The following is a 26,865-nucleotide window of genomic DNA, read 5'->3' on the forward strand; positions in this document are numbered from 1 at the left end:
CGAGTTCGGTGTGCAGGTTATCCACAGCACGGTTGGGGTTGAGTGCGCGGGCCTATCGAAGCATCCGGTACTAGCGTCGTTGCGTGGTTATGCGACTAGCGACACGTTTTTGCCTTCTGCTGCAGGTCTTTCGATGGCACACCGTAGAGCCAGGCTCCGGAATCATCGGCATTGAAGCCCCAACTCATCGCCCACGCTGTCGCCCAGGCTTCGTTTTCTTCACGAGACTCCCAATCGAACTGGTCGTAGCACAGTGAAGCAATCGCATGCCCAACTTCGTGGGCGACCAGCGCTTTCATGCGTTCTTCCGGCCAGTATTCGGCGACCGAGTTCGACAGAGAGATGAGGGAGTAACCGCCGTATGCCGATTGCCATGTGGCGGTGCCTCCGGCCGAACCGTTGTCACCGAAATTGTTGACAATACGGGCCCAGTCAAATTCAATCCGGACATCGGGGGCGAGAGAGCGGGCGTAGGCTTCCACCTGCAATTTGGTCTCGTAGAGTGGACCTTGCTTCTCTGCATCCTCTGCTTTTTCTGACGCAATAAACGCAGCTGTGGCGGTGTCGAGTTTCAGCACAGCAGCAACAGAGTCATCGGTAAACTCGTCGAGTGCAAAAGAGGCGTTATCGAGTGCCTGGCGCATGGCCACAAAATCATCGATGCGTGCGTCAACAATGGCCTTTTCGATAGCGGGTATGGCCGCGTGTGCCTGAGTCTGCACGTCGATACCGCTTTCGTCGAGCGCCGAAGTCTGTTCATGGATCGCTAAACTATAGGTCTCATACGTGCTCACCGCTGATTTCAGCGATGTGATTGACGATTCGAGCTCGCCCGTTGCTTCTCTGTATTCCCACAGCCAGCCCGGACTTGTTTGTGGCGCACGTTTACGCGTCTCAGTCAGGTCGGACGTCTCATCGAACGATGCCTGAAGTGCCGCGACGTCAGAATCAAACTGATCGAAAGCATCGTCGTCGCGCAATTGCGCAAGGCCGATGGTGCCGAGTTCGGCAGCTCGCTCAAGGTACTCTTCTGCGGTTGCACGATCTCGCGCGAGTTCGCGCCAGGCCGATTGGGTGGTCTTGGTTTGCTTGCCGAACTGAGCGTGCGCTTCGGCATAGTCGTTCTGGGCCGACACGGTTGCGAGGGTAAAACCGCCTACCGTAACGCCGGCGGCGACAATAATGACACCGCACAGCAGCCAGATTTTTTTACGATTTTTGCGTGCTGGTAGCGGCGACACGCCCGGGTCGGTGAAATGACCTGAAACAGGGGCGGGTGGATTCTGCTGTTGCGCGGCTCCAGGAGAGTGCTGGCTATAGGCGTCGGTGTGACCCATGAGGTGCAGGGAGTGAGAACCTGCGGCACCGTGCGTACTGTGGCCGCTCAGATGAGTGGCAAACGAGTGATCGCCGACCGGAGGAGCCGCGACATTACCGTCTTGCGGGGCGGTAGAAGCGGCGGAAAGCCTGTCAGGATGCGACATGGTGACCATGCTCTCACGGTTATTCCGGAAAGTGATGACCGTGGTTCCGGATGCTAAAAGTAAACAATCTCCCGAATCGCAACGGGAGCCTCAGATGGAGGGGGCGACGGGAATCGAACCCGCACCACCAGTTTGGAAGACTGGGGCTCTACCATTGAGCTACGCCCCCGAGGGGTGTCAAACGACCTTATTGATCATAGCGGACATTTTCACTCCCGCTGTCCGTTAGACTCATGGAGGCCGTTCCGCTTTAGCGTGGAGCGATCGGGGCGTAGCTCAGCTTGGTAGAGCGCCCGCTTTGGGAGCGGGAGGTCGCAGGTTCAAATCCTGTCGCCCCGACCATTAGGCCCCCGCAGACTCCAGACTTACAGACTCGAAGCCGCTATGTGATGGCGGTTCAGACCAAGGAGACAGACCAGAATGGCGAACAGCACCGTCGAGAAGCTGAACCCCACGCGGGCAAAGCTGACGATCACGGTCACCCCCGAAGATCTCAAGCCCAGCATCGAACACGCGTATGAGCACATTGCTCAAGATGTTCAGATTCCCGGCTTCCGGAAGGGTAAGGTTCCTGCGCCGATCATCGATCAGCGTATTGGCCGCGGCGCCGTCATTGAGCACGCTGTCAACGAAGGGCTTGATCGCTTCTTCCGTGAGGCCGCGGCCGAACACAACCTGCGTATTGTTGGTCGCCCTTCGGCCGATGTTGTGGAATGGCCCAGCGACAAAGACTTCTCCGGCAACCTGCTGGTCGAGGTTGAGGTTGACGTTCGCCCCGACATCGAACTCCCTGCACTCGAAGACGTAACGCTCACAGTCGACGCAGTAGAGGCCGATGAGGCATCTGTGGATGAAGAGCTTGACCGCCTTCGTGCGCGCTTCGGCACCCTGGTTCCGGTTGACCGTCCGGCTGCTAAGGGCGACTTCGTTGAGCTCGACCTTGTGGCCACCATCGACGGAGCAGAGATTGACCGCGCCGAGGGGGTTTCGTACGAGGTAGGTTCCGGCGAACTGCTCGAGGGCATCGACGAGGCCATCGACTCTTTGACCGCCGATGAAGAAACCACTTTCAACTCCACGCTCGTGGGCGGCGATCACGCCGGTAAAGAGGCTGAGGTCTCTGTCGTCGTAAAGGCAGTGAAAGAGCGTGAGCTTCCAGAAGCTGACGACGACTTTGCCCAGATGGCAAGTGAGTTTGATACGCTGGCCGAGCTGCGCGAGAGCCTGAATGAGCGGGTTGCACAGCAGGGTGTCTTCGCGCAGGGCAATGCTGCGCGCGACAAGTTCATCGAGACGCTTCTCGAGCAGATCGAGATTCCGGTACCGGAGCAGCTCATCGAAGACGAGGTGCACAATCACCTTGAGTCAGAGAACCGTCTGGAAGACGATGAGCACCGCGCCGAGGTTAAAGAAGCAAGCGAACGTCAGTTCCGTACGCAGGTTCTGCTTGACACACTGGCGGAGCAGGCCGACGTTAAAGTCTCGCAAGAAGAGCTCACGCAGTACCTTGTGCAGTCGGCTGCGCAGTACGGCATGGCACCGCAAGAGTTCGTTGAGGCAATTCAGTCGGCCAACCAGCTTCCTGCACTGGTCGGCGAAGTTGCCCGAAACAAGGCCCTCGCTATTGCTCTCAGCAAGGTTTCTGTGGTGGACACAGCAGGAAATGCTGTTGATCTTACGGAATTCATCGGTGACATCGACGACGTCGAAGAAGAGGCCGAAGAATCCGACGAGGCACCCGAAGCTGCGGAAGACACCGAAACCGCAAAATAATTTTTGTGCACTTTTTCAGGGAGGGCGGATGCTGCGGCATTCGCCCTCCCTTGTTATATAACGATGTGATGCGATCGGCGCTGCGCACACCAGCTATGCCGACGGCGAACACGGCAGAACAGGCTCTGCAGCGCCGGTAGATTCGAATCACCGAAACACGGAAACAGGAGCTGACATGGCTGAACCTCTGATGGCGACCAGCGTCTTCGACAAGCTACTTAAAGATCGAATTATTTGGTTGGGCTCTGAGGTGCGTGATGAGAACGCAAACGAGATTTGCGCCAAGATTCTCCTTCTCGCAGCAGAAGATGCCGAAAAAGACATTTACCTCTACATCAACTCACCGGGTGGATCGATTACAGCCGGCATGGCTATCTACGACACCATGCAGTTTGTGCCCAACGACATCGTGACCGTGGGCATTGGTATGGCTGCATCGATGGGGCAGTTGCTCTTGACTAGCGGCACGAAGGGTAAGCGCTACATCACTCCGAATGCGCGCGTGCTGCTGCACCAGCCGCACGGTGGCTTTGGGGGAACAGCGAGCGACATTCAGACGCAGGCCCAACTGATTCTGTCGATGAAGCGTCGTCTGGCCGAGATCACGGCATCGCAGACCGGTAAGACCGTCGAGCAGATTAACGCCGATGGTGACCGTGACCGCTGGTTTACTGCCGATGAGGCGTTGGAATACGGTTTTGTTGACCACATTCGTGAACACGCTAGTGACGTTCACGGTGGCGGCGGAACATCGGCGAAGTAAGGCAGGGGAGAGAAACCTATGTATACACCCACATTCCGCGCTGCCGGTAACCTTCCGTCAAGCCGCTATATTCTTCCTCAGTTTGAGGAGCGCACCGCCTACGGCTTCAAACGTCAAGACCCGTACAACAAGCTGTTTGAAGACCGTGTGATCTTCTTGGGCGTTCAGGTTGATGATGCCTCGGCTGACGACGTGATGGCGCAGCTTCTTGTGCTGGAAAGCCAAGACGCCGAGCGCGACATCACGATGTATATCAACTCGCCCGGTGGCTCGTTTACGGCCATGACCGCGATTTACGACACAATGCAGTATGTGGCACCACAGATTCAGACGGTGGTGTTGGGGCAGGCGGCTTCGGCTGCTGCCGTACTGCTCGCGGCGGGCACGCCCGGTAAGCGTTTGGCTTTGCCGAACGCGCGCGTGCTCATTCACCAGCCCGCGATGGGTGAGGCGGGGCACGGCCAGGCCTCCGACATCGAGATTCAGGCGGCAGAGATTCTGCGGATGCGCACCTGGCTGGAAGACACGCTGGCGCACCACACGGATCGTTCCGCCGAGCAGGTGCACCAAGACATCGATCGCGACAAAATCTTGTCGGCTGCCGAAGCAAAAGACTACGGTCTGGTCGACCAGGTTTTGACTACTCGCAAGCGCACGAACTAGTTGTTGCGTTAAAGCAGTACGGAGCCCCGAGAGCTTATGCCTCGGGGCTTTGTGCATGAGGCGGCAAGGATCACCCTCATCAAGTGTGCAGCGCAGCAAAGAAGTCTGCACTTATGCGCATATCAGCGCGCGAATGCGTAACTACCCTTATTCTCAGTACTGAGGGAGGTGCCGTGGACGAAGAGCTGATGATGGTGCGCGTGGCTGAACTGTATTACGACGTTGGCCGTACGCATCATGAAATTGGGGCACTTCTCAACATTTCTCGTTGGAAAGTTGGTCGTCTGCTCACTCGCGCCCGCGATGAAGGCATTGTTCGCATTGAGATTGCACACCCGAGTGCGCGCCGGCTCGCCCTCGAGCACAGCCTGGCTCAGCAGCATCCGGTATTGAAAGAAGCCATTGTAGTGCCGGATGCCGCAGAGGGCGAAGCTCCAAAAATCCTTGACCGGGTTGCCCAAGCGGCCGCCGACTATCTGCGGTCGTTTCGGCCGGTGCCTCGCACTCTGGCTGTCAGTTGGGGCCGCACGTTGACCGCCGTTGCCGATCATTTGCCATACGGTTGGTCGCGCGGTACCACGGTGGTGCAGATGAACGGCGGGGTCAGTGTTAACGGCCAGCCCGGTGGTGCGGCGCACGTAGCGGCGACGATGGCGGATCGCGCCGCAGGAGAAGTGGTTTTGCTCCCCAGCCCGGCAATCCTCGAACACGAGGCCACCGCGCGCGCCATTGTGAGTGACCGCACGGTCGCTTCGGTTATTGGCCAGGCCGCCGCCGCCGACGCTTTTCTTTTTACCGCCGGTGTGTGCGACGAAACATCGGCGCATGTCGCCCAGGGCTACTTGTCGACCGCAGACATTACGGTGCTGCGTGAACGCGGAGCCGTCGGCGATGTTCTTGGCCGATATATCGATGCGGAGGGCAACATCGTTGATCCCTCGCTCGACGCGAGAACCGTTGGTATGTCTCTGAGCCAGCTAAAAGACGCGTCGACAGCAATCTTTGTCTGCGCGGGGGAGAGCAAGCACGACCTCGCGCGTACCGTTGTTCGAAGTGGCCTGTGCAGCGTCATCGTGACCGATGAGGCGACGGCCCGAGCCCTGTTGGAGGAGCAGTGACACAGACGCAAGAACTTATCCGTCGTAGCGCGACGGATGTTTTAGGGGGCGTGCCCGATAACGCCACGCTGCGACGCTTTTTGCACGGATTGCCGGGCGTTGACGCCGTGGGGCTGGAGCAGCGTGCCGCGGCACTCGGCACGCGTTCGATTAAAACAACGTCGAAGGCGTGGGCGCTTGACCGCATCATCGAACTGATTGACCTGACAACGCTCGAGGGCGCCGACACACCGGGCAAGGTGCGTTCGTTGGTGGCTAAGGCGCAGCATCCGGATGCCTCCGACCCTTCGTGTCCGGCGGTGGCAGCTGTGTGCGTGTATGGCGATATGGTCGCCGCGGCCATCGAGGCACTGGGGGAGCGCCATGGTGACCCCGATGATGGCGGTATTTCGGTGGCGGCGGTGGCGACAGCTTTTCCAAGCGGACGTGCATCGATGCAGATTAAACTCGCCGACACGGCGGAGGCAGTCGCTGCCGGCGCCGACGAAATCGACATGGTTATTGATCGCGGAGCGTTCTTGGCCGGCGACTACGCCACAGTTTTTGAGCAGATCGCGCACGTGAAACAAGCTTGTGCGCGTACAGATGGCTCTTACGCTTCACTCAAGGTGATCTTAGAAACCGGCGAGCTGACAACATACGACAACATTAAGCGTGCCTCGTGGTTAGCAATTCTTGCCGGGGGAGACTTTATTAAGACGTCAACCGGCAAAGTGCAGCCCGCAGCCACACTGCCGGTCACGCTACTTATGCTCGAAGTGGTGCGTGACTGGTATCGCTTGACCGGCGAGCGCATTGGCGTTAAACCTGCCGGTGGTATTCGCACATCGAAAGACGCCGTCAAATACCTCGTGACCGTCGCGGAAACGGTGGGTGAGGAATGGTTGCAGCCGCACCTGTTCCGATTCGGCGCGTCAAGTCTGCTGAACGATGTTTTGTTGCAGCGCCAAAAATTGACGACGGGCGCATATTCGGGCCCCGATTACGTGACGCTGGACTAAGGGAAGGTCTTAACGACGATGAGTTTTCTCGATTATGCTCCTGCGCCAGAATCGCGCAGCGTAGTTTCACTGAAGGAACATTACGGGCTCTTTATTGATGGAGAGTTCGTGGATGGTTCGGGAGATCCGTTTACGACGATCTCGCCGGCCGATGAGTCACCGATTGCCGAGATTGCTGCGGCAACCGAAGAAGATGTTGACCGTGCGGTGGCTGCGGCGCGCCGTGCCCACGACAAAGTGTGGTCACGAATGAGTGGCCGTGACCGTGGCAAGTATCTTTTTCGCATTGCTCGCCTCGTGCAAGAGCGCGCGCGTGAACTAGCGGTTGCCGAGAGCTGGGACAACGGTAAACCCATTAAAGAGAGCCGTGATGTTGATGTGCCTCTCGTCGCAGCCTGGTTCTTCTATTACGGCGGCTGGGCCGACAAGCTCGACTATGCCGGTCTGGGCGCAAATCCGAAGGCTCTCGGTGTTGCCGGTCAGATTATTCCGTGGAACTTTCCGTTGCTCATGCTGGCATGGAAGATTGCCCCAGCGTTAGCCGCTGGAAATACGGTGGTACTGAAGCCCGCTGAAACCACCCCGTTGACGGCCCTCCTGTTTGCCGAGATTGTGCAGCAGGCTGATCTTCCGCCCGGTGTCGTCAATATCGTGACCGGCGCCGGTGCAACGGGGCAGGCACTGGTGCGGCATCCGGATGTCAATAAAGTGGCGTTTACCGGATCGACAGCTGTGGGTCGTGAAATTGCTCGTACCGTGGCTGGTACGGGTAAGTCGCTCACTCTTGAACTGGGCGGTAAGGCCGCGAACATTGTGTTTGATGATGCCCCGATTGACCAGGCGGTCGAGGGCATTGTGAACGGTATTTTCTTTAACCAGGGGCATGTCTGCTGCGCCGGTAGCCGACTGCTTGTGCAGGAATCGATTCACGACGAGGTCATTGACCGCCTGAAGCAGCGGCTCTCAACGCTGCGTCTGGGCGATCCGCTCGACAAGAACACCGACATCGGCGCCATTAACTCGTCAGCGCAGTTGGCCCGTATTCGTGAGCTCAGCGACATTGGTGAGGCAGAAGGTGCCGAGCGCTGGACAGCAGAGTGCGCCATTCCCGACAAGGGTTTCTGGTTTGCACCCACCGTGTTTACCGGAGTCGAGGCTTCGCACCGTATCGCCCGCGAAGAAGTTTTTGGCCCGGTGCTGTCGGTTCTGACATTCCGCACCCCTGCAGAGGCAATCGCAAAAGCGAACAACACCCCCTACGGCCTCTCGGCCGGTATTTGGAGCGATAAGGGTTCTCGTATTTTGGCCGTCGCCGACCGTTTGCGGGCCGGAGTTGTGTGGGCTAATACATTCAACCGCTTCGACCCAGCGAGCCCGTTCGGCGGCTACAAGGAGTCGGGATATGGCCGTGAAGGTGGCCGCCACGGTTTGGCTGCATACCTGAAAGGAGCAGGGGCATGAGTGCACGATTGACGGTTCCTAAGACCTACAAGCTTGCTATTGGCGGGGCTTTTCCGCGCAGTGAGTCGGGTCGCACATATGAGATTCGGTCTGCGAAGGGCGCCTTTTTGGCGAACGCAGCACGGGCATCCCGCAAAGATGCCCGTGACGCTGTGAAGGCCGCACGTTCTGCGCAGTCGGCGTGGGCGGGCGCGACGGCATATAACCGTGGTCAGGTGCTGTACCGGGTCGCCGAGATTCTTGAGGGGCGACGGGCACAGTTCGTCGACGAGATCGTGGCGCAGCAGGGGCTCAGCGCAGCAGCCGCCGGCCAGCAGGTCGACGACGCGATCGACCTCTGGGTGTGGTACGCGGGATGGTGCGACAAATATGCTCAGGTGGCCGGTAACTTGAACCCGGTCGCTGGCGCATACTTTAATATTTCAGCGCCGGAGCCGAGCGGGGTCGTCGCAACGATCGCGCCGCAAGATACTGCGTTGCTCGGCCTGGTGTCGGTTGTTGCGCCAGCTCTTGTGGCTGGAAACACGGTCGTAGTCGTGGCCAGTGAAAAACATCCACTCTCTGCGATTAGCCTTGCCGAGGTACTGGCAACCAGTGATGTGCCCGGCGGTGTCGTCAATGTGCTCACGGGTTCGCCTGCAGAGCTGGGGCCATGGTTAGCCGACCATGCTGATGTCAACGCTGTAGACCTCACGGGTGCCGGTGACATTGACTGGGTTGATCTCCAGGTGCGGGCAGCTCAGACGCTCAAACGGGTGGTGGAGCCCGGTGAAGCCACGCCGTCACCGCAGAGGATCGCAGCATTCACCGAGATCAAGACCGTGTGGCACCCTAAGAGCATGGTGTAACAACGGCATCCGGATGCTGATATTGCGCGCCGTTTGACACAGAACGGCGCGCAATGCCACCGCGTGGGTGTGGTTGCGATTAGGCTCGAAGCAACCGGTTTGGTCTCGAAGGAGGACGCGCATGGCCCGTATAGGCGAAAGCGCCGACCTGTTTAAGTGCTCGTTCTGCGGAAAGAGCCAGAAGCAGGTGCAGCAGCTCATTGCGGGACCGGGCGTGTATATCTGCGACGAGTGCGTAGAACTGTGCAACGAGATCATCGCCGAACGTATGGCAGAGTCTCCGGATGCCGAAGTTGCCGAGTTTGATTTGCCCAAACCTCGCGAGATTTTTGCGTTTCTCGAGGAGTATGTTGTCGGACAAGATCCGGCTAAACGTGCGCTTGCTGTGGCCGTCTATAACCATTACAAGCGTGTGCGGGCACACAGCACGCTGCAGCCAGCGGAACAAAAGGCAGAAGATGTCGAGATTGCCAAGAGCAATATTTTACTGATTGGCCCGACAGGTTGCGGTAAAACTTATCTTGCGCAGACGCTCGCGAAGCGTCTGAATGTACCCTTTGCGGTTGCCGATGCGACAGCGCTCACCGAGGCCGGCTATGTGGGTGAAGACGTTGAGAATATTTTGCTCAAGCTCATTCAGGCGGCCGACAACGATGTCAAGCGTGCAGAAACCGGCATTATTTATATCGACGAAATCGACAAGATTGCCCGTAAAGCAGAGAACCCTTCGATCACGCGTGATGTGTCGGGCGAGGGCGTGCAGCAGGCTCTTCTGAAGATTTTGGAAGGTACTGTCGCTTCAGTCCCGCCACAGGGCGGACGCAAGCATCCGCATCAAGACTTCTTACAGATCGACACCACGAACGTGCTTTTCATCGTGGCCGGTGCTTTCGCTGGGCTTGAAGAGATTGTCTCCTCCCGCGTCGGCAAGTTTGGCATCGGCTTTGGTGCACCGCTGCATGACAAGTCACGCGATCTCGACCTGTTCGCTGAGGTACTACCCGAAGATCTGCACAAGTTTGGGTTGATTCCCGAGTTCATTGGTCGTCTCCCGGTCATCGCTACCGTGTCGCCGCTGGACCAGGAGGCACTCATGGAAATCTTGACCGAGCCGCGTAATGCACTCGTGAAGCAGTATCAGCGCATGTTTGAACTTGACGGCGTCGAACTGGAGTTTGAAGAAGAAGCGCTGCGTGCCATTGCTGACCTCGCGGTTGAGCGCAAAACCGGCGCGCGAGGGCTCCGTGCGATTTTGGAAGACGTGCTCGGACCCATCATGTTCGAGATTCCCTCGGCTGATGATGTGCGCCGTGTGATTGTGACCCGCGCTGCGGTAGAAGACGGCGATGCCCCCACGGTCGTTCTCGCACGCAAGCGTAAGAGCGCATAGCTGTCGTTTACTTAAGAGATCGATGAGCATGCATTCTTCGCAGCCCGAGCCGTGGAGGGTTGTGCGCAGTGAGAGTGTCGTACAGGATGCTTGGATCAACCTGCGAGCCGATGACTGCGTTGACCAGCACGGGCGTACGGTCGCACCGTACTACGTTCTTGACTATGCCGACTGGGTGACGGTGCTGGCGTTGACCCCCGGCGGAGAAGTGGTGGCCGTTGAGGAATACCACCATGGTGCCGGGCTTGTCGATATGGGGCTCATCGGCGGGGGCGTCAACGATGGCGAGACAGCGGCGGCTGCTGCCGAACGTGAGCTGCGCGAAGAAACGGGGTTCACGGCCGGGCGTCTGATCGATCTTGGGTGGGCATGGGCAAACTGGTCGAACCAGTCGAGCCGATCACACCATTTTCTCGCGCTGGACTGCACACGCACCTCGACTCAACAGCTGGATGACACAGAGTCGATTGCCGTGCGGCTCATGTCACAAGAAGAATGCGGGCAGCGACTGCGGCAGAGCTATCACCAGTTGACATGGTTGAAAGCCCTGCCGCTGCTGCGAGCATAAAAGATGGCTTTGTTGGCGACCTTAGTCGTCGAAGGGCTGGGCGAGAACAGTGCCCTCGGCGGTCACCAGCACTTCCCAGCCGGAGTCCAGCTCGGCGATGGGGCGTCCCTCGAGCCAGGTGAGCGTCCAGTGGCCGCTGTTGCCGGATGCTTCGACCTGGGCGATCGCGCTGTGCAAAGTTTCCGGCACTGACCGTGGCGGTTGTTCCCCCGCCTTCCACCGTGTTCCCAGCTGCATTACGCCTCCTCAGGGATAACGAGATCAATCGTACGGACCTCGAACTCTTCGGCCTCAACGAACTCGAGGGTTTCGATACGGCCCACGGCACGCAGGTCATCGGCGGCTGATTCGAGCAGGGTGATCGCTGCGGCGGGAGCTGCGATCACGGCACGCGAGACCGGTGTCTTCTGCGAAGCTTTTGCTTCGGTTTTTGCTCCGCGAATACCGATAAGTGCGGTGCTTGTGGCGTCGAGCACTGCCGCGTTGCCGGCAATATCGCGTGGCTCGGGCCAGGGAGCTGTGTGCACGGAGCCCTCCTCGAACCACGACCAGGCCTCTTCGGAAGCAAAAGCCAATACGGGCGCGAGAAGTCGCAGTAGCGTCGAGAGGGCTAGGCGCAGAGCGAGTGCGGCAGAAGCTTGACCGGTGTTGCTTTCGTCGTAGGCACGCTCTTTCACGAGCTCGAGGTAGTCGTCACAGAACGTCCAGAAGAACGCCTCGATAATTTCAAGAGCGCGTGCCTGATCGTAGGCGTCGAATGCCGTGGTTGCTTCGCGCACGACAGTGTCGAGGGCTGTCAGCATCGAGGCATCAAGATCATGCGTGATCTCTGCACCCGAGGGCACAGGAAAAGACAGCACGAATTTCGCGGCGTTGAGCACCTTAATTGCCAAGCGGCGCCCGATCTTCACCTGCGTGGGGTTTTGCGGATCAAAGGCGGCGTCGGCACCAAGCCTGCTCGACGCAGCCCAGTAACGAACCGCGTCGGAGCCGTGCTTATCGAGAATGTCGGCGGGTGTTACGACATTGCCCTTCGACTTCGACATCTTTTTGCGGTCCGGGTCAACGATAAAGCCCGAGATGGCTGCGTCGGTCCACGGTGCGCGCTGGTCTTCAAGAACGCTGCGCAGCATGGTGGAGAACAGCCACGTGCGGATGATGTCCTGGCCCTGGGGGCGAACGTCGAAGGGTGCTACGAGGTTCCACAGTTCTTCATCGCGCTGCCATCCGCCGACCAGCTGCGGTGTCAGTGACGACGTTGCCCAGGTGTCGAGGATGTCGCGTTCGGCGTCAAAGCCACCGGGTACGCCACGCTGGTCTTCGGTGTAGCCGGCAGGGACGTCAATTGTTGGGTCGACGGGCAGTTGTGTGGCATCCGGAACCAGTACGCGGCTGTAGTCGCGTTCACCGTTTTCGTCGAGCGCGTACCACACAGGAATAGGTACGCCGAAGAAGCGCTGACGCGAAATGAGCCAGTCACCGGTAAGGCCGCCCACCCAGTTTTCGTAGCGCACGCGCATAAAGTCGGGGTGCCACTGCATTTCGCGACCCTTTTCGATGAGCGTGTCGCGCAGGTCTGTGTCGCGGGCCCCGTTGCGGATGTACCACTGGCGTGTCGAAACGATCTCGAGCGGACGGTCACCCTTTTCGAAAAACTTCACGGCGTGCTGGAAGGGTGCCGATACCGCCAGTAGAGCCCCCGATTCTTCAAGCAGTTCGACGATGCGTTTGCGCGCACTAAAAACGGTTTTGCCCGCGAGTTCGGCATAGGCTGCCTGCCCCTCGGGCGAGGCAATAACGTCGGGTGCGTCAGCCATGATGCGGCCGTCTTTACCCAGAATCGTGCGGTTGGGTAGGTCGAGTTCCCGCCACCACACGATGTCTGTGACGTCACCGAACGTACAGATCATGGCGATTCCCGAGCCTTTATCGGGCTGGGCAAGGTGGTGCGCGAGTACGGGAACCTCAACGCCAAACAGGGGAGTCTGCACGGTTGAGCCGAACAGCGGCTGGTAGCGCTCGTCGTCGGGGTGGGCGACAAGGGCTACACAGGCAGCGAGAAGCTCGGGCCGTGTCGTTTCGATATCGATCGTGCCGTTGCCGTCGGTGCGGGCAAAAGCGAGTCGGTGGTAGGCGGCCTGCTGGTCACGGTCTTCGAGTTCGGCCTGCGCGATCGCGGAGCGAAAATCGATATCCCACAGCGTGGGGGCTAGTGACTGGTAGGCCTCACCGCGGTCGAGGTTGCGCAGGAAAGCCAGCTGGCTTTGTCGCATCGTTTCGTCAGAAATGGTGCGGTACGTTTGCGTCCAGTCGACGCTGAGTCCGAGCTGGCGGAAGAGTTCTTCGAACTGTTTCTCATCTTCTACTGTGAGCTTCTCGCACAGTTCAATAAAGTTACGGCGACTGATGGGCACCTGGTCGGCAGCGCGCGAGGCCTTCTGCGAACCGCCTTCGAATGGCGGAGTGAATTCGGCGTCGTAGGCCAGCGAAGGGTCGCAGCGCACACCGTAATAGTTCTGCACGCGACGCTCGGTGGGCAAGCCGTTGTCGTCCCAGCCCATGGGATAAAACACGGCCTTGCCGCGCATTCTTTCAAACCGTGCACGCACATCGGTGTGCGTGTACGAGAACACGTGCCCAATATGCAGGCTTCCGGATGCCGTGGGCGGGGGGGTGTCGACGGAATAAACACCGGCGCGCCCCTGCGTTACTGCACGATCGCGGTCAAAAAGATAGGTTCCCTGCTCAGACCACTGGGCATCCCACTTCGCTTCCAGGCCTTCGAGAGCGGGTTTATCGGGAATAGCTGACATGAAGGCTCCTTGCGCGATGTGTACGGCACTGTGTGAGCGTGCCTGAGTGTGAGGTATGACCGACAGTCTAACCGGCAGGGGTGGCATCCGGATGCTGCTGCTGTGCTGCGCCCGTGCGCGACTTTGCACAGCCGCGTCGTGGCGACTATCAGCAATCTCGCAGGTTTGCTACGGTGAACCCAGCGGAGACGGCGTTGTCCCGCACGAGAGGAGCACTCGTTTCATGAGTCCATTGCTTTTAATGCTGATCGGACTAGCGATATTTGGTCTCGGTTATGCGTTCTATTCCAAGTATTTGTCGCGGCGAATATACAAGCTCGACGAGAGCTTTGTCACCCCGGCACACGAACTTAAAGACGGCGTCGACTACGTGCCGACGAACAAGTTCATTCTGTGGGGCCACCACTTCACCTCGGTAGCCGGAGCAGCACCCATTGTTGGGCCGGCAATCGCCGTTATTTGGGGATGGGTGCCAGCATTTTTGTGGGTCACCCTGGGCACGGTGTTTTTTGCCGGTATGCACGACTTTGGTGCGCTGTGGGCCTCAGCCCGCAATAAGGGGCGGTCGATTGGAGCACTGTCGGCGCGATACATCGGTAAGCGCGGCGCCAACCTGTTCTTGATCGTCATCTTCTTGTTGCTGCTCATGGTGATCGCAGCGTTTGCCGTGGTGATTAAGAACCTGCTCATCAGCACACCAACATCTGTGATTCCCACGTGGGGCGCGATTGTCGTGGCACTGCTGGTGGGTGTGGCCGTCTATCGTCTGCGCTGGCCGCTGCTACCCGTCACGGTCGTGGGTGTTACCGCGCTGTACGCACTGATCGTGCTGGGCGATAACGTTCCTGTTGTTTTGCCCGAGTCGTTCTTGGGTATGAGCCCGGCCACATTCTGGATCGTTGCACTGTTCGTTTACGGTGCTATTGCTTCGCTGCTGCCCGTATGGGTGCTGCTGCAGCCGCGTGACTACATCAATGGCGTGCAGCTGTTTGTGGGTCTGGCGCTGCTGTACAGTGCGGTGCTTGTTGGAACTCTGTTTGCTGCCAACAAACCCATCATGGCGGCACCGGCAATCAACATGGCAGTGCCCGATGGGACGCCCAGCATGGTGCCGCTGCTGTTTGTCACGATCGCCTGTGGTGCCATTTCTGGTTTCCACGGCATGGTGTCTTCGGGCACAAGCTCGAAACAGCTCGATAAAGAAACCGACGCCCGCTTTGTTGGCTACTTCGGTGCTGTCGGTGAGGGCCTGCTCTCACTCGGGACGATTCTTGCCGTTGTCGGTGGCTTCCGCACCATCGCCGAATGGGAAGAGGTATACAGCGCATTCGGAGCCGGGGGAGTCGACGCCTTTGTTCGCGGTGGTGGAATGCTCATGCAAAACGGCATCGGTCTACCGGCTTCGCTGAGTGCGACCGTGCTGGCAACGATGGCGGTGCTGTTTGCAGCAACCACAATGGACACGGGTATGCGTCTGCTGCGATTTGTCGTGCAAGAGATCGGCGATTCGTTGAAGGTACGCATCACGAAGTTCCCGGCCACCATCATCGTGGTTGTGGTGGGAATCGGTTTGACCTTCTCGCAGGGTCTTGGCGGAGACGGTGGCTTGCGCATTTGGCCGCTGTTTGGCACGACAAACCAGCTGATGGCATCGCTCACGCTATCGATCATCGCTGTCATGCTCATTCGCAAGCGGCGTAACCCGTGGCCGGCACTCATTCCGTTGGTGATTGTGTTCGTGATGTCGTTCTGGGCAGCAATCGACCAGTTGGCTTCGTTTGCCGATGCGTCCAACCCTGACTGGTTGCTGTTCGTGCTTGATGTCATCATCATCATTTCCAGCGTCTGGGTTGCGGTCGAAGCCATTATCGCCATGCGCAGGGCCGCAACCAGCCCGCCAGAAAGCGAACACGAAGATTCGCAGCTCGAAGCGGTACGAGAGGACGTCTGATCTCGTGACAGACCGCTCGGCGGCCCAGCGCTTTTCTCAGCGCTGGGCCGCCTTCCGCGAAGGACTCGCCGAGTACTACGCCGGGCCTTACCGTCAGATGCTCGCACGAGAGCAGCGCGACGAAGACGACTTTTTTATGATCATGATGCTCGGCGAGGCACTCGGCGTACCCGACCCTGCCGCGTATTACAGCGTGGAATTTCTCCCCGCACTGGCCGAAGAATTTCATGACTGGCATCGCCGCATGGGCATGCCTCGCTCGCCGCTGGACCACATCGCATGCTGCTGAATATAGATAATCGCCGCATTATTTTTGTTGGCGGCAAGGGTGGTGTTGGCAAAACCTCCATTGCCTCATCTCTCGCAGTCGCCCGGGCTCAGCAGGGGGCGCGGGTGCTGGTTGTGTCGACCGACCCCGCCCATAATCTCGGACACCTGTGGCACCACAGCGTTGGCGACATGCCGGTACGACTCGTCGACGCTACGACGCCGGGCTGGCAGGGCGCGGGGGCCATTGATGGCGTCGAAATTGACCCCGCAGCAACGGTTGAACGCCACCTCGCCGCTGTTGAAGCCACCATGATCCGGATGCTGCCCGAACGCCTGCATTCTCAAACCCGGGCCCACCTCGAAAGGGCCCGCCACGCGCCGGGTAGTCACGAATCGGCAGTACTTGAGCGCATCGCTGAGGCTGCCGCGACGTCACGCGGCGAGTATGACGTCGTCATTTTTGACACGGCGCCCTCGGGGCACACCTTGCGCCTGCTCGCTCTACCCGGGCAGCTCACCGACTGGACCGAAACTCTGCTGCGCAACCGCGACAGGTCCGAGAGATACAGCGCAGCTATGCGGAGTTTGGCCGGGCGTCAGCATCCGGAATCTGACGCCGACGCACAGCTGCGCCGGGTGCTGCACCAGCGAAAAGAACGTTTTGAGGGGCTACGAACAGCCATCACCGACGCAAGCTCTACCGGGTTCGTTGTTGTTTCGACGGCCGAAGCAATGCCCGTCGCCGAAACAATCGAGGTGATCGACGCATTGACTGCCCTGCACGTGGATATTGCGGGCCTTGTGGTGAACCGGCGTTCGCCACTCAATGCGGGCACGCTGCTCGCCCGGCGGCGAGCGCAAGAAGACCACTATCTTCAGATGCTGAAGGCCCACAGCCCTGCGATCCCGCTCATCGAGGTACCCCTCATGGCTGAAGAAGTAGCCGGGCTTTCGGGGCTCAGCAGCGTGGCTCGGGTGCTCCGAGGCAGCGAGCAAAAAGAAGCGTAGACTAGACGGCAGCAGCTGTGATCCGGCCATCACCGGGGAGCTCCCAGAAGAACGCCACGCACGTGGTTATTAGAACTGGGCGGGGCAGGCCCGTTATCGCCGCAGTGAAAGAGGCACGGAGTAAGAATGCTGTGCACGTGGGGTGGTACCGCGGCCGTAGGGTCGTCCTCGCAGCAATAGCCACTTCGACCACTGCGAGAAACGATGACCTACCCTCAGCCCTCACCGCGACCCGAATCATCGTCGGCTCATGACGCCGCCGCCGATCGGCCCACGCTTCCGGCCAGCCCGCGGTTTCCTCAGATCGAAGAAGAGATCCAGTCTTTTTGGCGCGCCGATAATACTTTTGCCGCGTCGATCAGTCAGCGTGAAGGCTGCGATGAGTGGGTTTTCTACGATGGTCCTCCCTTCGCTAATGGTCTGCCGCATTACGGCCACCTGCTGACCGGGTATGCCAAAGATGTTTTTCCGCGCTTTCAAACGATGCTCGGCAAAAAGGTGGATCGCGTATTCGGGTGGGATACCCACGGTCTTCCGGCCGAGCTTGAGGCGATGAAGCAGCTCGGTATCACCGAGAAGAGCGAGATCGAAGAGATGGGCATTGACGTCTTCAATGCCAAAGCTCGGTCGTCGGTGTTGGAATACACGCGCGAGTGGGAAGAATATGTCACTCGTCAAGCACGCTGGGTTGACTTTGAGCGCGGTTATAAAACGCTCGACCTGAACTATATGGAAAGTGTGCTGTGGGCGTTCAAAACACTGCACGACAAAGGGCTGGCCTATGAAGGGCACCGGGTGTTGCCGTACTGCTGGCGCGATGAAACACCGCTGTCGGCGCATGAACTGCGTATGGACGACGACGTGTATCAGACGCGTCAAGATCCGTCGGTCACCGTGTCCTTCCCGCTGATCGGAGAAAAGGCGCGGGGGCTCGAACTTGAGGGCGTGCGCGCACTGGCGTGGACGACGACACCGTGGACGCTGCCGACCAACCTTGCTCTGGCGGTCGGCCCCGCGATTGTCTATGTCGTGGTGCCGGCAGGCCCCGAGGGTTCGGCCGATGCGGCGGCATCCGGAGCTCGATACCTTATCGCCAGTGATCTGCTCGCCGGATACGCTACCGATCTCGGATACGAAAACGCCGCCGAAGCGGCCGAAGCTGTTGAACGCACGGTAATCGGGGCTGAATTGGCCGGGGTGCGCTACGAACCACTGTTTGACTACTACAGCGACACCGAAACCTGGGGCACCGAAAACGCGTGGCAGGTACTGGTTGACGATTACGTCACGACCAGCGATGGTACGGGCATTGTGCACCAGGCACCCGCCTATGGTGAAGACGACAAGAGGGTTTCGGATGCTGCGGGTATTCCCACGATCCTCTCGCTCGATGAAGGCGGGCGGTTTCTGCCGCACGTGAGCGATGTTGCCGGGCAACTCTGGCTCGACGCCAATACACCGCTGGTGCGGATCATCCGCAACAACCAGAAGCTGTTGCGTCTGCAAAGCTACGAGCACTCGTACCCCCATTGCTGGCGCTGCCGCAACCCGCTCATCTATAAGGCTGTTTCGAGCTGGTTTATTCGCGTTACCGACATTAAGGACGACCTGCTGGCTGGCAACGAACAGATTCGTTGGGTGCCAGAAAACGTCAAGCACGGTCAGTTCGGCAAGTGGCTGGAAGGTGCACGCGACTGGTCGATCAGTCGCAATCGGTTCTGGGGTTCACCCATCCCCGTATGGAAGAGCGACAACCCCGAATATCCGCGGGTCGACGTCTATGGTTCGCTGGCAGAACTAGAAGCAGACTTCGGCACGTTGCCGCGCAACGCCGACGGAGAAGTTGACCTGCACCGTCCGTACATTGACTCTCTTACACGCCCGAACCCCGACGACCCGAGCGGTGCCAGCACTATGCGCCGCATCGAAGACGTGTTTGACGTGTGGTTTGATTCCGGCTCCATGCCGTTTGCCCAGGTGCACTACCCCTTCGACAATCATGAATGGTTCGACTCTCACGCGCCAGCCGATTTCATCGTCGAATACATCGGGCAAACCCGCGGCTGGTTTTACGTGATGCACGTACTCTCGACCGCACTGTTTGGTCGCCCCGCGTTTACCGGTGTGAGTTGCCACGGCATTGTGCTTGGAAACGACGGCTACAAAATGTCGAAATCGCTGCGCAACTATCCCGATGTTGCCGAAGTTTTCGACCGCGATGGTTCCGACGCTATGCGCTGGTTCCTCATGTCAAGCTCCGTGCTGCGCGGTGGAAACCTCGCCGTCACAGAAGAAGGCATCCGTGCGGGAGTACGCGAGTTTTTGCTGCCGCTCTGGAACTCGTGGTACTTCTTTGCCACGTACGCGAATGCCGCCATGACGACGGCTGAGGCCGCGGCATCCGGTTATCAAGCACAGTGGCGTACCGACTCCACCGACGTGCTCGACCGTTACATTCTGGCACGCACAGGAGACGTCGTGCGTGACGTGCAACGCGACCTCGAAAACCTCGACTCGACTACGGCCGCAGCACACCTGCGCGAGTTTGTGGAGATTCTTACGAACTGGTACATCCGTCGCTCGCGCGAACGCTTCTGGGTGGGAGTAACCGACGACCCTCGCAGCCGCGAAGCCTTCGACACGCTGTACACCGTGCTCGAAACACTGTGCCGTGTGGCAGCACCCCTGGCACCCATGGTGACCGAGAGAATATGGCAGGGCCTTACAGGCGAACGCAGTGTGCACCTGACCGACTGGCCCGATGCCGATGCGTTCCCGGCCGCGAACGACATTCGTGACGCCATGGATGCTGTTCGTGAGCTCTCGAGCGTCGGGAATGCCCTGCGCAAAAAAGAGAAACTTCGTGTGCGTTTGCCGCTGTCACGCTTCACGGTTGTTACGGCAGCGGCGGCCGACCTCGAACGGTTTGAAGACATTCTTCGCGACGAACTCAACGTCAAACAGGTTGAGCTTGTGGCACTGACCGAACAGGCAACTCGTGACTACGGCATTAACCACCGGCTGAGTGTCAACGCCCGTGCCGCCGGCCCTCGCCTTGGCAAGAACGTACAGACCGTTATTAGAGCGGCAAAAGCGGGGGACTGGTCAGAAGAGAACGGCGTGATAACCGCCGGTGGCATTGCGCTGGAACCGGCAGAATACGAACTTGCACTCGAGACTTCAGGCCGCCCCGAGGGTGAAGCGCTGGCGATTGTGCCCAGCGGCGGTTTCGTACTGCTTGACACCGCAACCACCCCGGAGCTTGAAGCCGAAGGGATGGCGCGCGATGCCATCCGCGTCGTACAAGAAGCACGCAAACAAGCACAGCTTGATGTCAGCGACCGCATTCTTCTTGTGCTCAACGCCGACTCGGCCGCTGCGGAGGCACTGCGGTCGCACAGCGAACTCATCGCGCATGAAACACTTGCCTACGAGCTACGTATCGATGCAAGCGAACACCTCGACGCCGTTGTGCGTGAGACACCCTGGCTGACACCGGCTGATGGCGTTTTTGTCAGCGCTGCCGCGGCGCTCGGCACAAACAAGCTGCCGATTGTCGCCAGGATCGACACCAATCCCACGGAGAACAGCAATGACTGATGATCGTGAGCGCGCAGACGCCGTCTACACGGCACTGCTCGAGCGCGCAGGCGAACGCTGGGTGCAGCCAAGAAAAGAACGCACGGCGCGTATTCTCGAGCTACTCGACGACCCACAAAAAAACTATCGCGTCGTTCACATCACGGGCACAAACGGTAAAACCTCCACGGCACGCATGATCGAAAGCCTCCTGCGCGCCCATGGGCTCCGCACCGGTCTGTTCACCAGCCCGCACCTTGAGCGCTTCACCGAACGCATCCTCATCGACGGCGAGCCGATCCCGGATGCCGCGGTGGCCGACGCGTGGGACGAGGTCGAACCGTTTATTGCCATTGTTGATGCCGAGCTCGAGGCATCCGGTGATGCACCGCTGACCTTCTTTGAACTGCTCACCGTGCTTGCCTTCGTTGCTGCCTCGGACACCCCCGTTGATGTGCTCGTGCTCGAAGTGGGCATGGGGGGTTCATGGGACTCCACGAATACTGCCGATGGCGATGTTGCCGTTATTACCCCCATCGCCATGGATCATGCCGACCGACTGGGCGACACGATCGACAAGATCGCCGAGGTGAAATCGGGCATTATCAAGCCCGGGGCGTATGTGGTTTCTGCCGAGCAACCGGATGCCGCGGCCGAGGTGATTCGTCGCGCCGCCGCCGAGAACACAGCAACCCTGGCTGTAGCAGGATCGGAGTTCGGTGTTGCCGAACACAAGCTTGCTGTCGGTGGACAACAGGTGAGCATTAGCGGACTCGCAGGCCGGTACGACGACGAATATGTGCCGCTGTATGGCGCACACCAGGCGCACAACGCCGCGCTTGCTGTTGCAGCAGTCGAAGCGCTTATCGGGGGTGGTGAACGCAAAATTCCCGCCGATATTGTTACGCAGGGGCTCAGCGAAGCCACATCACCCGGCCGGCTGCAGCTGATTGGTATTGCGCCCACGGTGCTGGTTGATGCGGCGCACAACCCGCACGGTGCGGCGGCTCTGGCTCGGGCACTGCACGACTACTTTGATTTTGATGAGTGGGGAGTCGTGCTGGGAGTACTGGCGGATAAAGACGCTGCTGGCATTGTCGAACAGTTGGCCCCCCGCGCAGCACATATTTTCGCTACTGTGCCGCAGTCTGATCGCAGCACAGATGCCGATGCTGTCGCCGATGCAGCAGAACACTTCGGTGTTTCGGTAACGGTGCACCCGCACCTGGATGACGCTGCCCGAACTGCTCGTGAATGGGCGGCAGAGAGCGCGCGACGAGCCGTCATTATTGCCGGTTCGATTGTGCTGGCAGGAGAAGCTCTTTCGTTGGCGGCCGATGAGCAGTGGAAAGAAGAGGGAGTATGAGTTCGCAGAATGCACGCCCTCGTCCAGCGCGCACCCTTACCCAAAAGCTGGGTTCGGTGGTGCTTGGTTTTGAAGCCATTGTTGTCGGCTTGGGAGGGCTCACCGTCTACGGCCTGAAAGCACTGCCCGAGGGCGTTGCGCCGTGGTGGGGAATTGTCGGTGGTGCCGTTGTTGGCATTGCCATGGTGGTCACAGCCGGGTTTGTGGGTACTCGGGCAGGCGTTATTACCGGATGGGTGCTGCAGGTCATTGTTGCGCTATCGGCGTTTCTCGTGCCTGCCATGCTCATCGTGGCACTGGTGTTCGGCGGTATGTGGGTATATGCGATGATCGTGGGGGCCCGCGTTGATCGCGGTGGTTCATCGTCTGGCTCTAATACCGCGTCTGAGTCGGCCTAGAACAGTTTGAGAGAGAGTGAAACTATGACCGCTGAAGAGACACTTGTCCTGGTAAAGCCCGACGGCGTAGCGCGAGGCCTCACGGGCGTCATTCTTGCCCGTATTGAGGCGAAGGGCTATGTCGTCACTGACCTTCGGCTCGTTCAGCCCGACCGTGACCGCCTCGCTGCTCACTATGCCGAGCACGAGGGCAAGCCTTTTTATGAGCCGCTCCTGGAATTCATGATGTCGGGCCCGAGCGTAGCGATTCGTCTGGCGGGCGACCGGGTTATTGAAGGTTTCCGTTCTTTGGCGGGTACGACTGATCCGACCACGGCGGCACCGGGCACGATCCGTGGTGACCTCGGTCGCGATTGGGGTCTTGCCGTGCAGCAGAACCTCGTTCATGGTTCTGACAGCGTAGAGTCGGCGACCCGCGAACTAGAGATCTGGTTCTCGTAGCCACGTTCTAGGCGAACAGGCGTGCTATCTCGGCCAACCAGTCGAGGCGAATCTGCGCAAGCACGGCGATAACGGCAAACCCCGCAATTGTCATGAGGGGCACCCAGGTCATCCATTTTTCGGCACGGCGCCGCGCGCTCGAAGAAATCGGCACAGCGCCCTCTCGAAAAATATGAACCATGGTGGCAAAGAAGGTCGGAATCGTGACGGCCCAGGTCACCATGCACCATGGACACAGCGTGTTCAGCACGAAGATGCTCTGTCCGATGAGCCAGGCAACGAAGGCGAGTGCTCCTGTCATTCCCACACCAAACAGCAGCCAGAACCAGCGGCGAAAACGAGCGCCAGCAAGAAGTGCGGCTCCAACCACGATGGGTGCCATCCATCCGGTGAGTCCAATAATCGGGTTCGGGAAGCCGAACACTGCGCCCTGCGGCGAGTTGAGATTCGCGCCGCACTGCACAAGAACGCTGAAATCACAGCCGAGTTCTGACGAAGGATCGGCCAGAAGCACAAATTTTTCTATCGTGAGCTGAAAAGCCGCCCACCACCCTATGATGCCGGCGACGATCAGCCAGACAGCGAAATATGGGTGCCGAATGCGTGGAGCGGTCATGCGCAGATTATGCCAGTGATGGCTATGCGCGATCTGAAATTTTCCCCATGCCAGAGAATGAGCAGAGCCGGATGCCACATTCTGGCGATCAAGGTGAGATAATGTCTGTGGATACCCACTGTGATGGTTCACAGTCGGTGTCAATGAGACTTCGGGGTCGTGACCCCAGCGGTACGGGCTTATGAGCCGGCCGCAGGCCGATTGAGTTCGCGGTGATGGACTACCGCGCCAGATTTTGCGGAGCACACAGTGCCCGTGCAGGGAGTACGCCAGAGATGGCCGATGAAAAAGATGACCAGACCACCCCTACCCATCCTCGTGCAGAGCAGCCCGACACGGCTGAAGCGAATGAGCCCGATAGTTCTACCGCTGTAGCTGACGGTGACGCCGAGAACGCACCACACGATGCCGAGACCGCGACAGAAGAAAAGACCGAACCCGCGGCAGTCACAGCCGTGAGTCTGGGCCTTTTGCCCGAAGTCTTTGTTTCGAAGGTTTCGACGCAGTTGCATTTTTACGCGCCGGAGATTGTTCCGCTGCCTGCGCTGTCGCCGCGCCATAGCGATAACGATGGCGCGTCTGGTCGTCGTGGGCGCCGGCGCCGCAACGGTTCTTCTGGCGGGAGCGACGATGACAGTCGCGACGAATCACGGTCGCGGCAGCGCACGACAGAGTACATTACCGAGCCGAAAGCTATCAAGGGTTCGACCCGCCTCGAGGCGAAAAAGCAGCGTCGTCGTGACGGGCGGGATGCAGGTAGGCGGCGTCCTGTCGTTACCGAGGCAGAGTTTTTAGCGCGTCGTGAGTCGGTAGAACGCGAAATGGTGGTTCGCTCGAAAAATGGGCGCACGCAGATCGCGGTTCTCGAAGACAACGTGCTGGTCGAGCACTATGTTGCTCGTTCGCAAGATGCGTCGCTAATCGGCAACGTTTATTTGGGTCGTGTGCAAAACGTGCTGCCGAGCATGGAGGCGGCTTTTGTTGATATTGGTCGCGGCCGCAACGCCGTGCTGTACTCGGGCGAGGTCGACTGGGACTCGGTAGAGACGGGAAACCAGCCTCGCCGTATTGAACTGGCGTTAAAGCCCGGCGACAAAGTGCTGGTGCAGGTCACAAAAGACCCGGTGGGGCACAAGGGTGCCCGGCTCACGAGCCAGATTTCTCTTCCCGGTCGTTACCTGGTGTATGTACCGGGTGGATCGATGAATGGTATTTCTCGCAAACTGCCCGACACCGAACGGGCGCGCTTGAAGCGCATTCTCAAAGAGGTGCTGCCAGAATCGTCGGGCGTTATCGTGCGTACGGCTGCCGAGGGCGCGACAGAAGAGCAGTTGACTCGTGACGTGCAGCGGTTGACTTCGCAGTGGGAGCACATTCAGAAGCAGGTAGAGACGCAAAATGCTCCTGCGCTGTTGCATGCTGAACCCGATCTGCTGGTAAAGATTGTTCGCGATGTCTTCAATGAAGACTTTGTGAAGATGTTTATCCAGGGCGATGACGCACTGCGTACAATTCGCGGGTATCTGGAAAGCGTTGCTCCCGACCTGCTGGAGCGTGTGCAGGCGTACTCCGGTGAGCAAGATCCCTTTGACGCCTATCGCATTACCGAACAGATCGAGAAGGCGCTTGACCGCAAGGTGTGGCTGCCCTCCGGTGGCTCGCTCGTCATCGACCGTACAGAGGCCATGACGGTGGTCGATGTGAACACGGGTAAGTTTGTCGGCTCGGGGGGAAACCTCGAAGAGACCGTAACGAAGAACAACCTCGAGGCCGCAGAAGAAATTGTTCGTCAGCTGCGTCTGCGCGATATCGGCGGCATTATCGTGGTCGACTTTATCGATATGGTGCTGGAGTCGAATCGTGACCTCGTGCTCCGCCGTCTTATTGAGTGCCTCAGTCGCGACCGCACGAAGCATCAGGTGGCCGAGGTGACATCACTCGGGCTTGTGCAGATGACCCGTAAGAAGCTGGGTCTTGGTCTGCTCGAAACGTTTAGTGAGGCGTGTGAGGTGTGTGCGGGCCGCGGTGTCATTGTGCATCACGATCCGGTGGTCAAACATCGTTCTAGCAGCTCGAATCGCCGTCGCAATAACTCCAATAACTCCAATAACGCCTCGTCGCAGAGCCACGCAAACAGTACTTCTGCGCCATCGAATGGCAATGCGCATGTGATTTCTGAGGGCGCAAAGTCTGCTCTGGCCCAGATTGCGGCGTCGACTATTGTGGCCACTGCCGATGGCGAAGAGACTGCTGCCGTAGAAGCAGCATCCGAAGAGGCTGTCGCGGCCACGGAACGCCCGCGCAAGTCGCGCAAGCGTCGCACTCCAGAGCGCTCGGCACCGAAAACCGAGGCAGAGCAGCTATTGGACTCCGTGCTCGATGCCCTTCCTGAGCCCAAGGCTCCGGGGCAAGGTCGTAATCGCCGCAGGGTAACAACCGCAGCCCTGACGGGAACCCCGGTGGTTCATGCCCCGGTCACCGAGCTATTAAAGACTCCGGATGCTACGGATAACGCTAGTTCTGAGGCTTCATCGTCGCACGATCCGGCGTCATCGGTCGCGGGCGCGGACTCGGATTCCTGAGGCAATAAGTCGTCGTACCAGTTCTTTTCCTGCCACCTGCTGTGCCCCGGCCTCAATGAGCCGGGGCACTTCACGTGCGGGGACGTCATAGTGGTCACGGTCGAACGCGCGCGGAGAAATTTTCGTGCGGCGTGCAAAGCTGTGAAGCTCTTCGAGCGAGTGGTCGCTAACGAGGTGTGCCCACAGCATGCCATGTGCGGGCCAGATCGGGTCGTCAACGAGGATCACCATGGTGGGAATCTTACGCGGACCCGATTCAACACGCAGCGCGATGCTTTTGCGAGATGAGGGAATCATCCGGTAAAGTAGCTCCTTGGTGCAACGCGCGTCGACTGTGGTCGGACGCCGCGGACCAGACTTGCCATCGCGATCGCCCCGCGGACCCCCGTTGAAGCTCCGATGCAAGCACAGTCTTACCGTGAGATTATGGAGCCGTTCGGCTCCCCAACGAAACAGGTGTGAAGTGGTTTACGCAGTAGTGCGCGCCGGTGGACGGCAGGAGAAGGTCGAGGTTGGAACAATTGTTCAACTCGATCGCGTTCAGGCTGCCCAGGGCGAGACGATTGAGCTGCCCGCCGTGCTTCTCGTCGACGGCTCCGCGGTGACCACCGATGCTGCAAAGCTGGCAAAGGTGAAGGTCACGGCAGAGGTTATCGGCGATCTTCGCGGCCCCAAGATCGTCATTCAGAAGTACAAGAACAAGACCCGTTACCGCAAGCGCATTGGTCACCGCCAGGAGCTGACGCGCGTCAAGGTCACCGGCATCAAGTAA

General features: G+C 59.2%; 22 protein-coding genes, 2 tRNA genes and 1 pseudogene. 19 read left to right on the forward strand and 6 right to left on the reverse strand.

Going from position 1 to position 26,865, the window contains the following annotated elements; translation table 11 throughout:
- Window positions 1–95 precede the first annotated feature (95 nt).
- Together ACQUSW_RS00745 and ACQUSW_RS00750 are read right to left on the reverse strand one after the other, a co-directional pair.
- Window positions 96–1,484: a hypothetical protein gene (locus ACQUSW_RS00745; protein WP_428930386.1), complete on the reverse strand. Its 1,389-nt coding sequence runs from the start codon at window positions 1,482–1,484 to the stop codon at window positions 96–98.
- Window positions 1,485–1,579: 95 nt separating this feature from the next.
- Window positions 1,580–1,653 (reverse strand) — tRNA-Gly (locus ACQUSW_RS00750).
- A gap of 96 nt (window positions 1,654–1,749) precedes the next feature.
- On the opposite strand from ACQUSW_RS00750, the gene ACQUSW_RS00755 reads away from it, so the two are divergent.
- The 10 genes and pseudogenes from ACQUSW_RS00755 to ACQUSW_RS00800 all read left to right on the forward strand — a co-directional run bounded on the left by ACQUSW_RS00755 (window position 1,750) and on the right by ACQUSW_RS00800 (window position 11,069).
- Window positions 1,750–1,826, forward strand: a tRNA-Pro gene (locus tag ACQUSW_RS00755).
- A 78-nt stretch (window positions 1,827–1,904) separates the two neighbouring features.
- Window positions 1,905–3,257 (forward strand): trigger factor, encoded by a 1,353-nt coding sequence (gene tig / locus ACQUSW_RS00760; RefSeq protein ID WP_428930387.1) that lies wholly within the window; start codon window positions 1,905–1,907, stop codon window positions 3,255–3,257.
- 163 nt (window positions 3,258–3,420) lie between these two features.
- A pseudogene (locus tag ACQUSW_RS00765) lies at window positions 3,421–4,020 on the forward strand (ATP-dependent Clp protease proteolytic subunit); the annotation flags it as partial.
- An 18-nt stretch (window positions 4,021–4,038) separates the two neighbouring features.
- The gene (locus ACQUSW_RS00770; RefSeq protein ID WP_428930388.1) at window positions 4,039–4,683 is read left to right on the forward strand and encodes an ATP-dependent Clp protease proteolytic subunit; all 645 of its coding nucleotides are present in this window, start codon (window positions 4,039–4,041) and stop codon (window positions 4,681–4,683) included.
- Window positions 4,684–4,856: 173 nt separating this feature from the next.
- A complete protein-coding gene (locus tag ACQUSW_RS00775; RefSeq protein WP_428930389.1) occupies window positions 4,857–5,801 on the forward strand; it encodes a sugar-binding transcriptional regulator in 945 nt (314 codons plus the stop codon).
- Window positions 5,802–5,818: 17 nt separating this feature from the next.
- Window positions 5,819–6,802 carry a deoxyribose-phosphate aldolase gene (gene deoC / locus ACQUSW_RS00780; protein WP_428931240.1) on the forward strand — a complete coding sequence of 328 codons (984 nt, stop codon included), beginning with the start codon at window positions 5,819–5,821 and terminating at the stop codon, window positions 6,800–6,802.
- An 18-nt stretch (window positions 6,803–6,820) separates the two neighbouring features.
- Window positions 6,821–8,263, forward strand: coding sequence for an aldehyde dehydrogenase family protein (locus tag ACQUSW_RS00785; RefSeq protein ID WP_428930390.1), 1,443 nt, complete (start codon window positions 6,821–6,823; stop codon window positions 8,261–8,263).
- A complete protein-coding gene (locus ACQUSW_RS00790) occupies window positions 8,260–9,111 on the forward strand; it encodes an aldehyde dehydrogenase family protein (protein ID WP_428930391.1) in 852 nt (283 codons plus the stop codon). The genes ACQUSW_RS00785 and ACQUSW_RS00790 overlap by 4 nt, the downstream gene beginning before the upstream one ends.
- Window positions 9,112–9,232: 121 nt before the next feature.
- Window positions 9,233–10,501, forward strand: coding sequence for an ATP-dependent Clp protease ATP-binding subunit ClpX (clpX, locus tag ACQUSW_RS00795; RefSeq protein ID WP_428930392.1), 1,269 nt, complete (start codon window positions 9,233–9,235; stop codon window positions 10,499–10,501).
- Between the two features lie 22 nt (window positions 10,502–10,523).
- Window positions 10,524–11,069, forward strand: coding sequence for an NUDIX domain-containing protein (locus ACQUSW_RS00800; RefSeq protein WP_428930393.1), 546 nt, complete (start codon window positions 10,524–10,526; stop codon window positions 11,067–11,069).
- A 21-nt stretch (window positions 11,070–11,090) separates the two neighbouring features.
- Here ACQUSW_RS00800 and ACQUSW_RS00805 read toward each other — a convergent pair whose 3' ends face one another.
- A complete protein-coding gene (locus tag ACQUSW_RS00805) occupies window positions 11,091–11,306 on the reverse strand; it encodes a hypothetical protein (protein WP_428930394.1) in 216 nt (71 codons plus the stop codon).
- Complete coding sequence (gene valS, locus ACQUSW_RS00810) at window positions 11,306–13,882, reverse strand: valine--tRNA ligase (RefSeq protein ID WP_428930395.1); 2,577 nt, start codon at window positions 13,880–13,882, stop codon at window positions 11,306–11,308. Before valS ends, ACQUSW_RS00805 begins: the two co-directional genes overlap by 1 nt.
- A gap of 223 nt (window positions 13,883–14,105) precedes the next feature.
- On the opposite strand from valS, the gene ACQUSW_RS00815 reads away from it, so the two are divergent.
- The 7 genes from ACQUSW_RS00815 (at window position 14,106) to ndk (ending at window position 22,895) form a co-directional block, all read left to right on the forward strand.
- Window positions 14,106–15,833 (forward strand): carbon starvation CstA family protein, encoded by a 1,728-nt coding sequence (locus ACQUSW_RS00815; RefSeq protein WP_428930396.1) that lies wholly within the window; start codon window positions 14,106–14,108, stop codon window positions 15,831–15,833.
- Between the two features lie 4 nt (window positions 15,834–15,837).
- Window positions 15,838–16,122: a cory-CC-star protein gene (locus ACQUSW_RS00820; protein WP_428930397.1), complete on the forward strand. Its 285-nt coding sequence runs from the start codon at window positions 15,838–15,840 to the stop codon at window positions 16,120–16,122.
- A complete protein-coding gene (locus ACQUSW_RS00825) occupies window positions 16,113–17,111 on the forward strand; it encodes an ArsA family ATPase (RefSeq protein WP_428930398.1) in 999 nt (332 codons plus the stop codon). Before ACQUSW_RS00820 ends, ACQUSW_RS00825 begins: the two co-directional genes overlap by 10 nt.
- Before the next feature lie 204 nt (window positions 17,112–17,315).
- Complete coding sequence (ileS, locus tag ACQUSW_RS00830; RefSeq protein WP_428930399.1) at window positions 17,316–20,711, forward strand: isoleucine--tRNA ligase; 3,396 nt, start codon at window positions 17,316–17,318, stop codon at window positions 20,709–20,711.
- On the forward strand, window positions 20,704–22,056 hold the full coding sequence (locus ACQUSW_RS00835) for a bifunctional folylpolyglutamate synthase/dihydrofolate synthase (RefSeq protein ID WP_428930400.1): 1,353 nt from the start codon (window positions 20,704–20,706) through the stop codon (window positions 22,054–22,056). Before ileS ends, ACQUSW_RS00835 begins: the two co-directional genes overlap by 8 nt.
- On the forward strand, window positions 22,053–22,454 hold the full coding sequence (locus ACQUSW_RS00840) for a DUF4233 domain-containing protein (protein ID WP_428930401.1): 402 nt from the start codon (window positions 22,053–22,055) through the stop codon (window positions 22,452–22,454). Before ACQUSW_RS00835 ends, ACQUSW_RS00840 begins: the two co-directional genes overlap by 4 nt.
- Window positions 22,455–22,478: 24 nt before the next feature.
- Window positions 22,479–22,895 (forward strand): nucleoside-diphosphate kinase, encoded by a 417-nt coding sequence (gene ndk, locus ACQUSW_RS00845; protein WP_428930402.1) that lies wholly within the window; start codon window positions 22,479–22,481, stop codon window positions 22,893–22,895.
- Window positions 22,896–22,902: 7 nt separating this feature from the next.
- On the opposite strand, the gene ACQUSW_RS00850 is transcribed toward ndk, so the two are convergent.
- Window positions 22,903–23,511 carry a vitamin K epoxide reductase family protein gene (locus ACQUSW_RS00850; RefSeq protein ID WP_428930403.1) on the reverse strand — a complete coding sequence of 203 codons (609 nt, stop codon included), beginning with the start codon at window positions 23,509–23,511 and terminating at the stop codon, window positions 22,903–22,905.
- 275 nt (window positions 23,512–23,786) lie between these two features.
- On the opposite strand from ACQUSW_RS00850, the gene ACQUSW_RS00855 reads away from it, so the two are divergent.
- Window positions 23,787–26,093 carry an Rne/Rng family ribonuclease gene (locus ACQUSW_RS00855; protein ID WP_428930404.1) on the forward strand — a complete coding sequence of 769 codons (2,307 nt, stop codon included), beginning with the start codon at window positions 23,787–23,789 and terminating at the stop codon, window positions 26,091–26,093.
- Here the strand turns inward: ACQUSW_RS00855 and ACQUSW_RS00860 are convergent.
- On the reverse strand, window positions 26,061–26,324 hold the full coding sequence (locus ACQUSW_RS00860; protein WP_428931241.1) for a DUF4031 domain-containing protein: 264 nt from the start codon (window positions 26,322–26,324) through the stop codon (window positions 26,061–26,063). The genes ACQUSW_RS00855 and ACQUSW_RS00860 overlap by 33 nt on opposite strands.
- 232 nt (window positions 26,325–26,556) lie before the next feature.
- On the opposite strand from ACQUSW_RS00860, the gene rplU reads away from it, so the two are divergent.
- Window positions 26,557–26,865: a 50S ribosomal protein L21 gene (rplU, locus tag ACQUSW_RS00865; RefSeq protein ID WP_428930405.1), complete on the forward strand. Its 309-nt coding sequence runs from the start codon at window positions 26,557–26,559 to the stop codon at window positions 26,863–26,865.

Source organism: Microbacterium luticellae (assembly GCF_050408645.1).
Classification (GTDB): domain Bacteria; phylum Actinomycetota; class Actinomycetes; order Actinomycetales; family Microbacteriaceae; genus Microbacterium.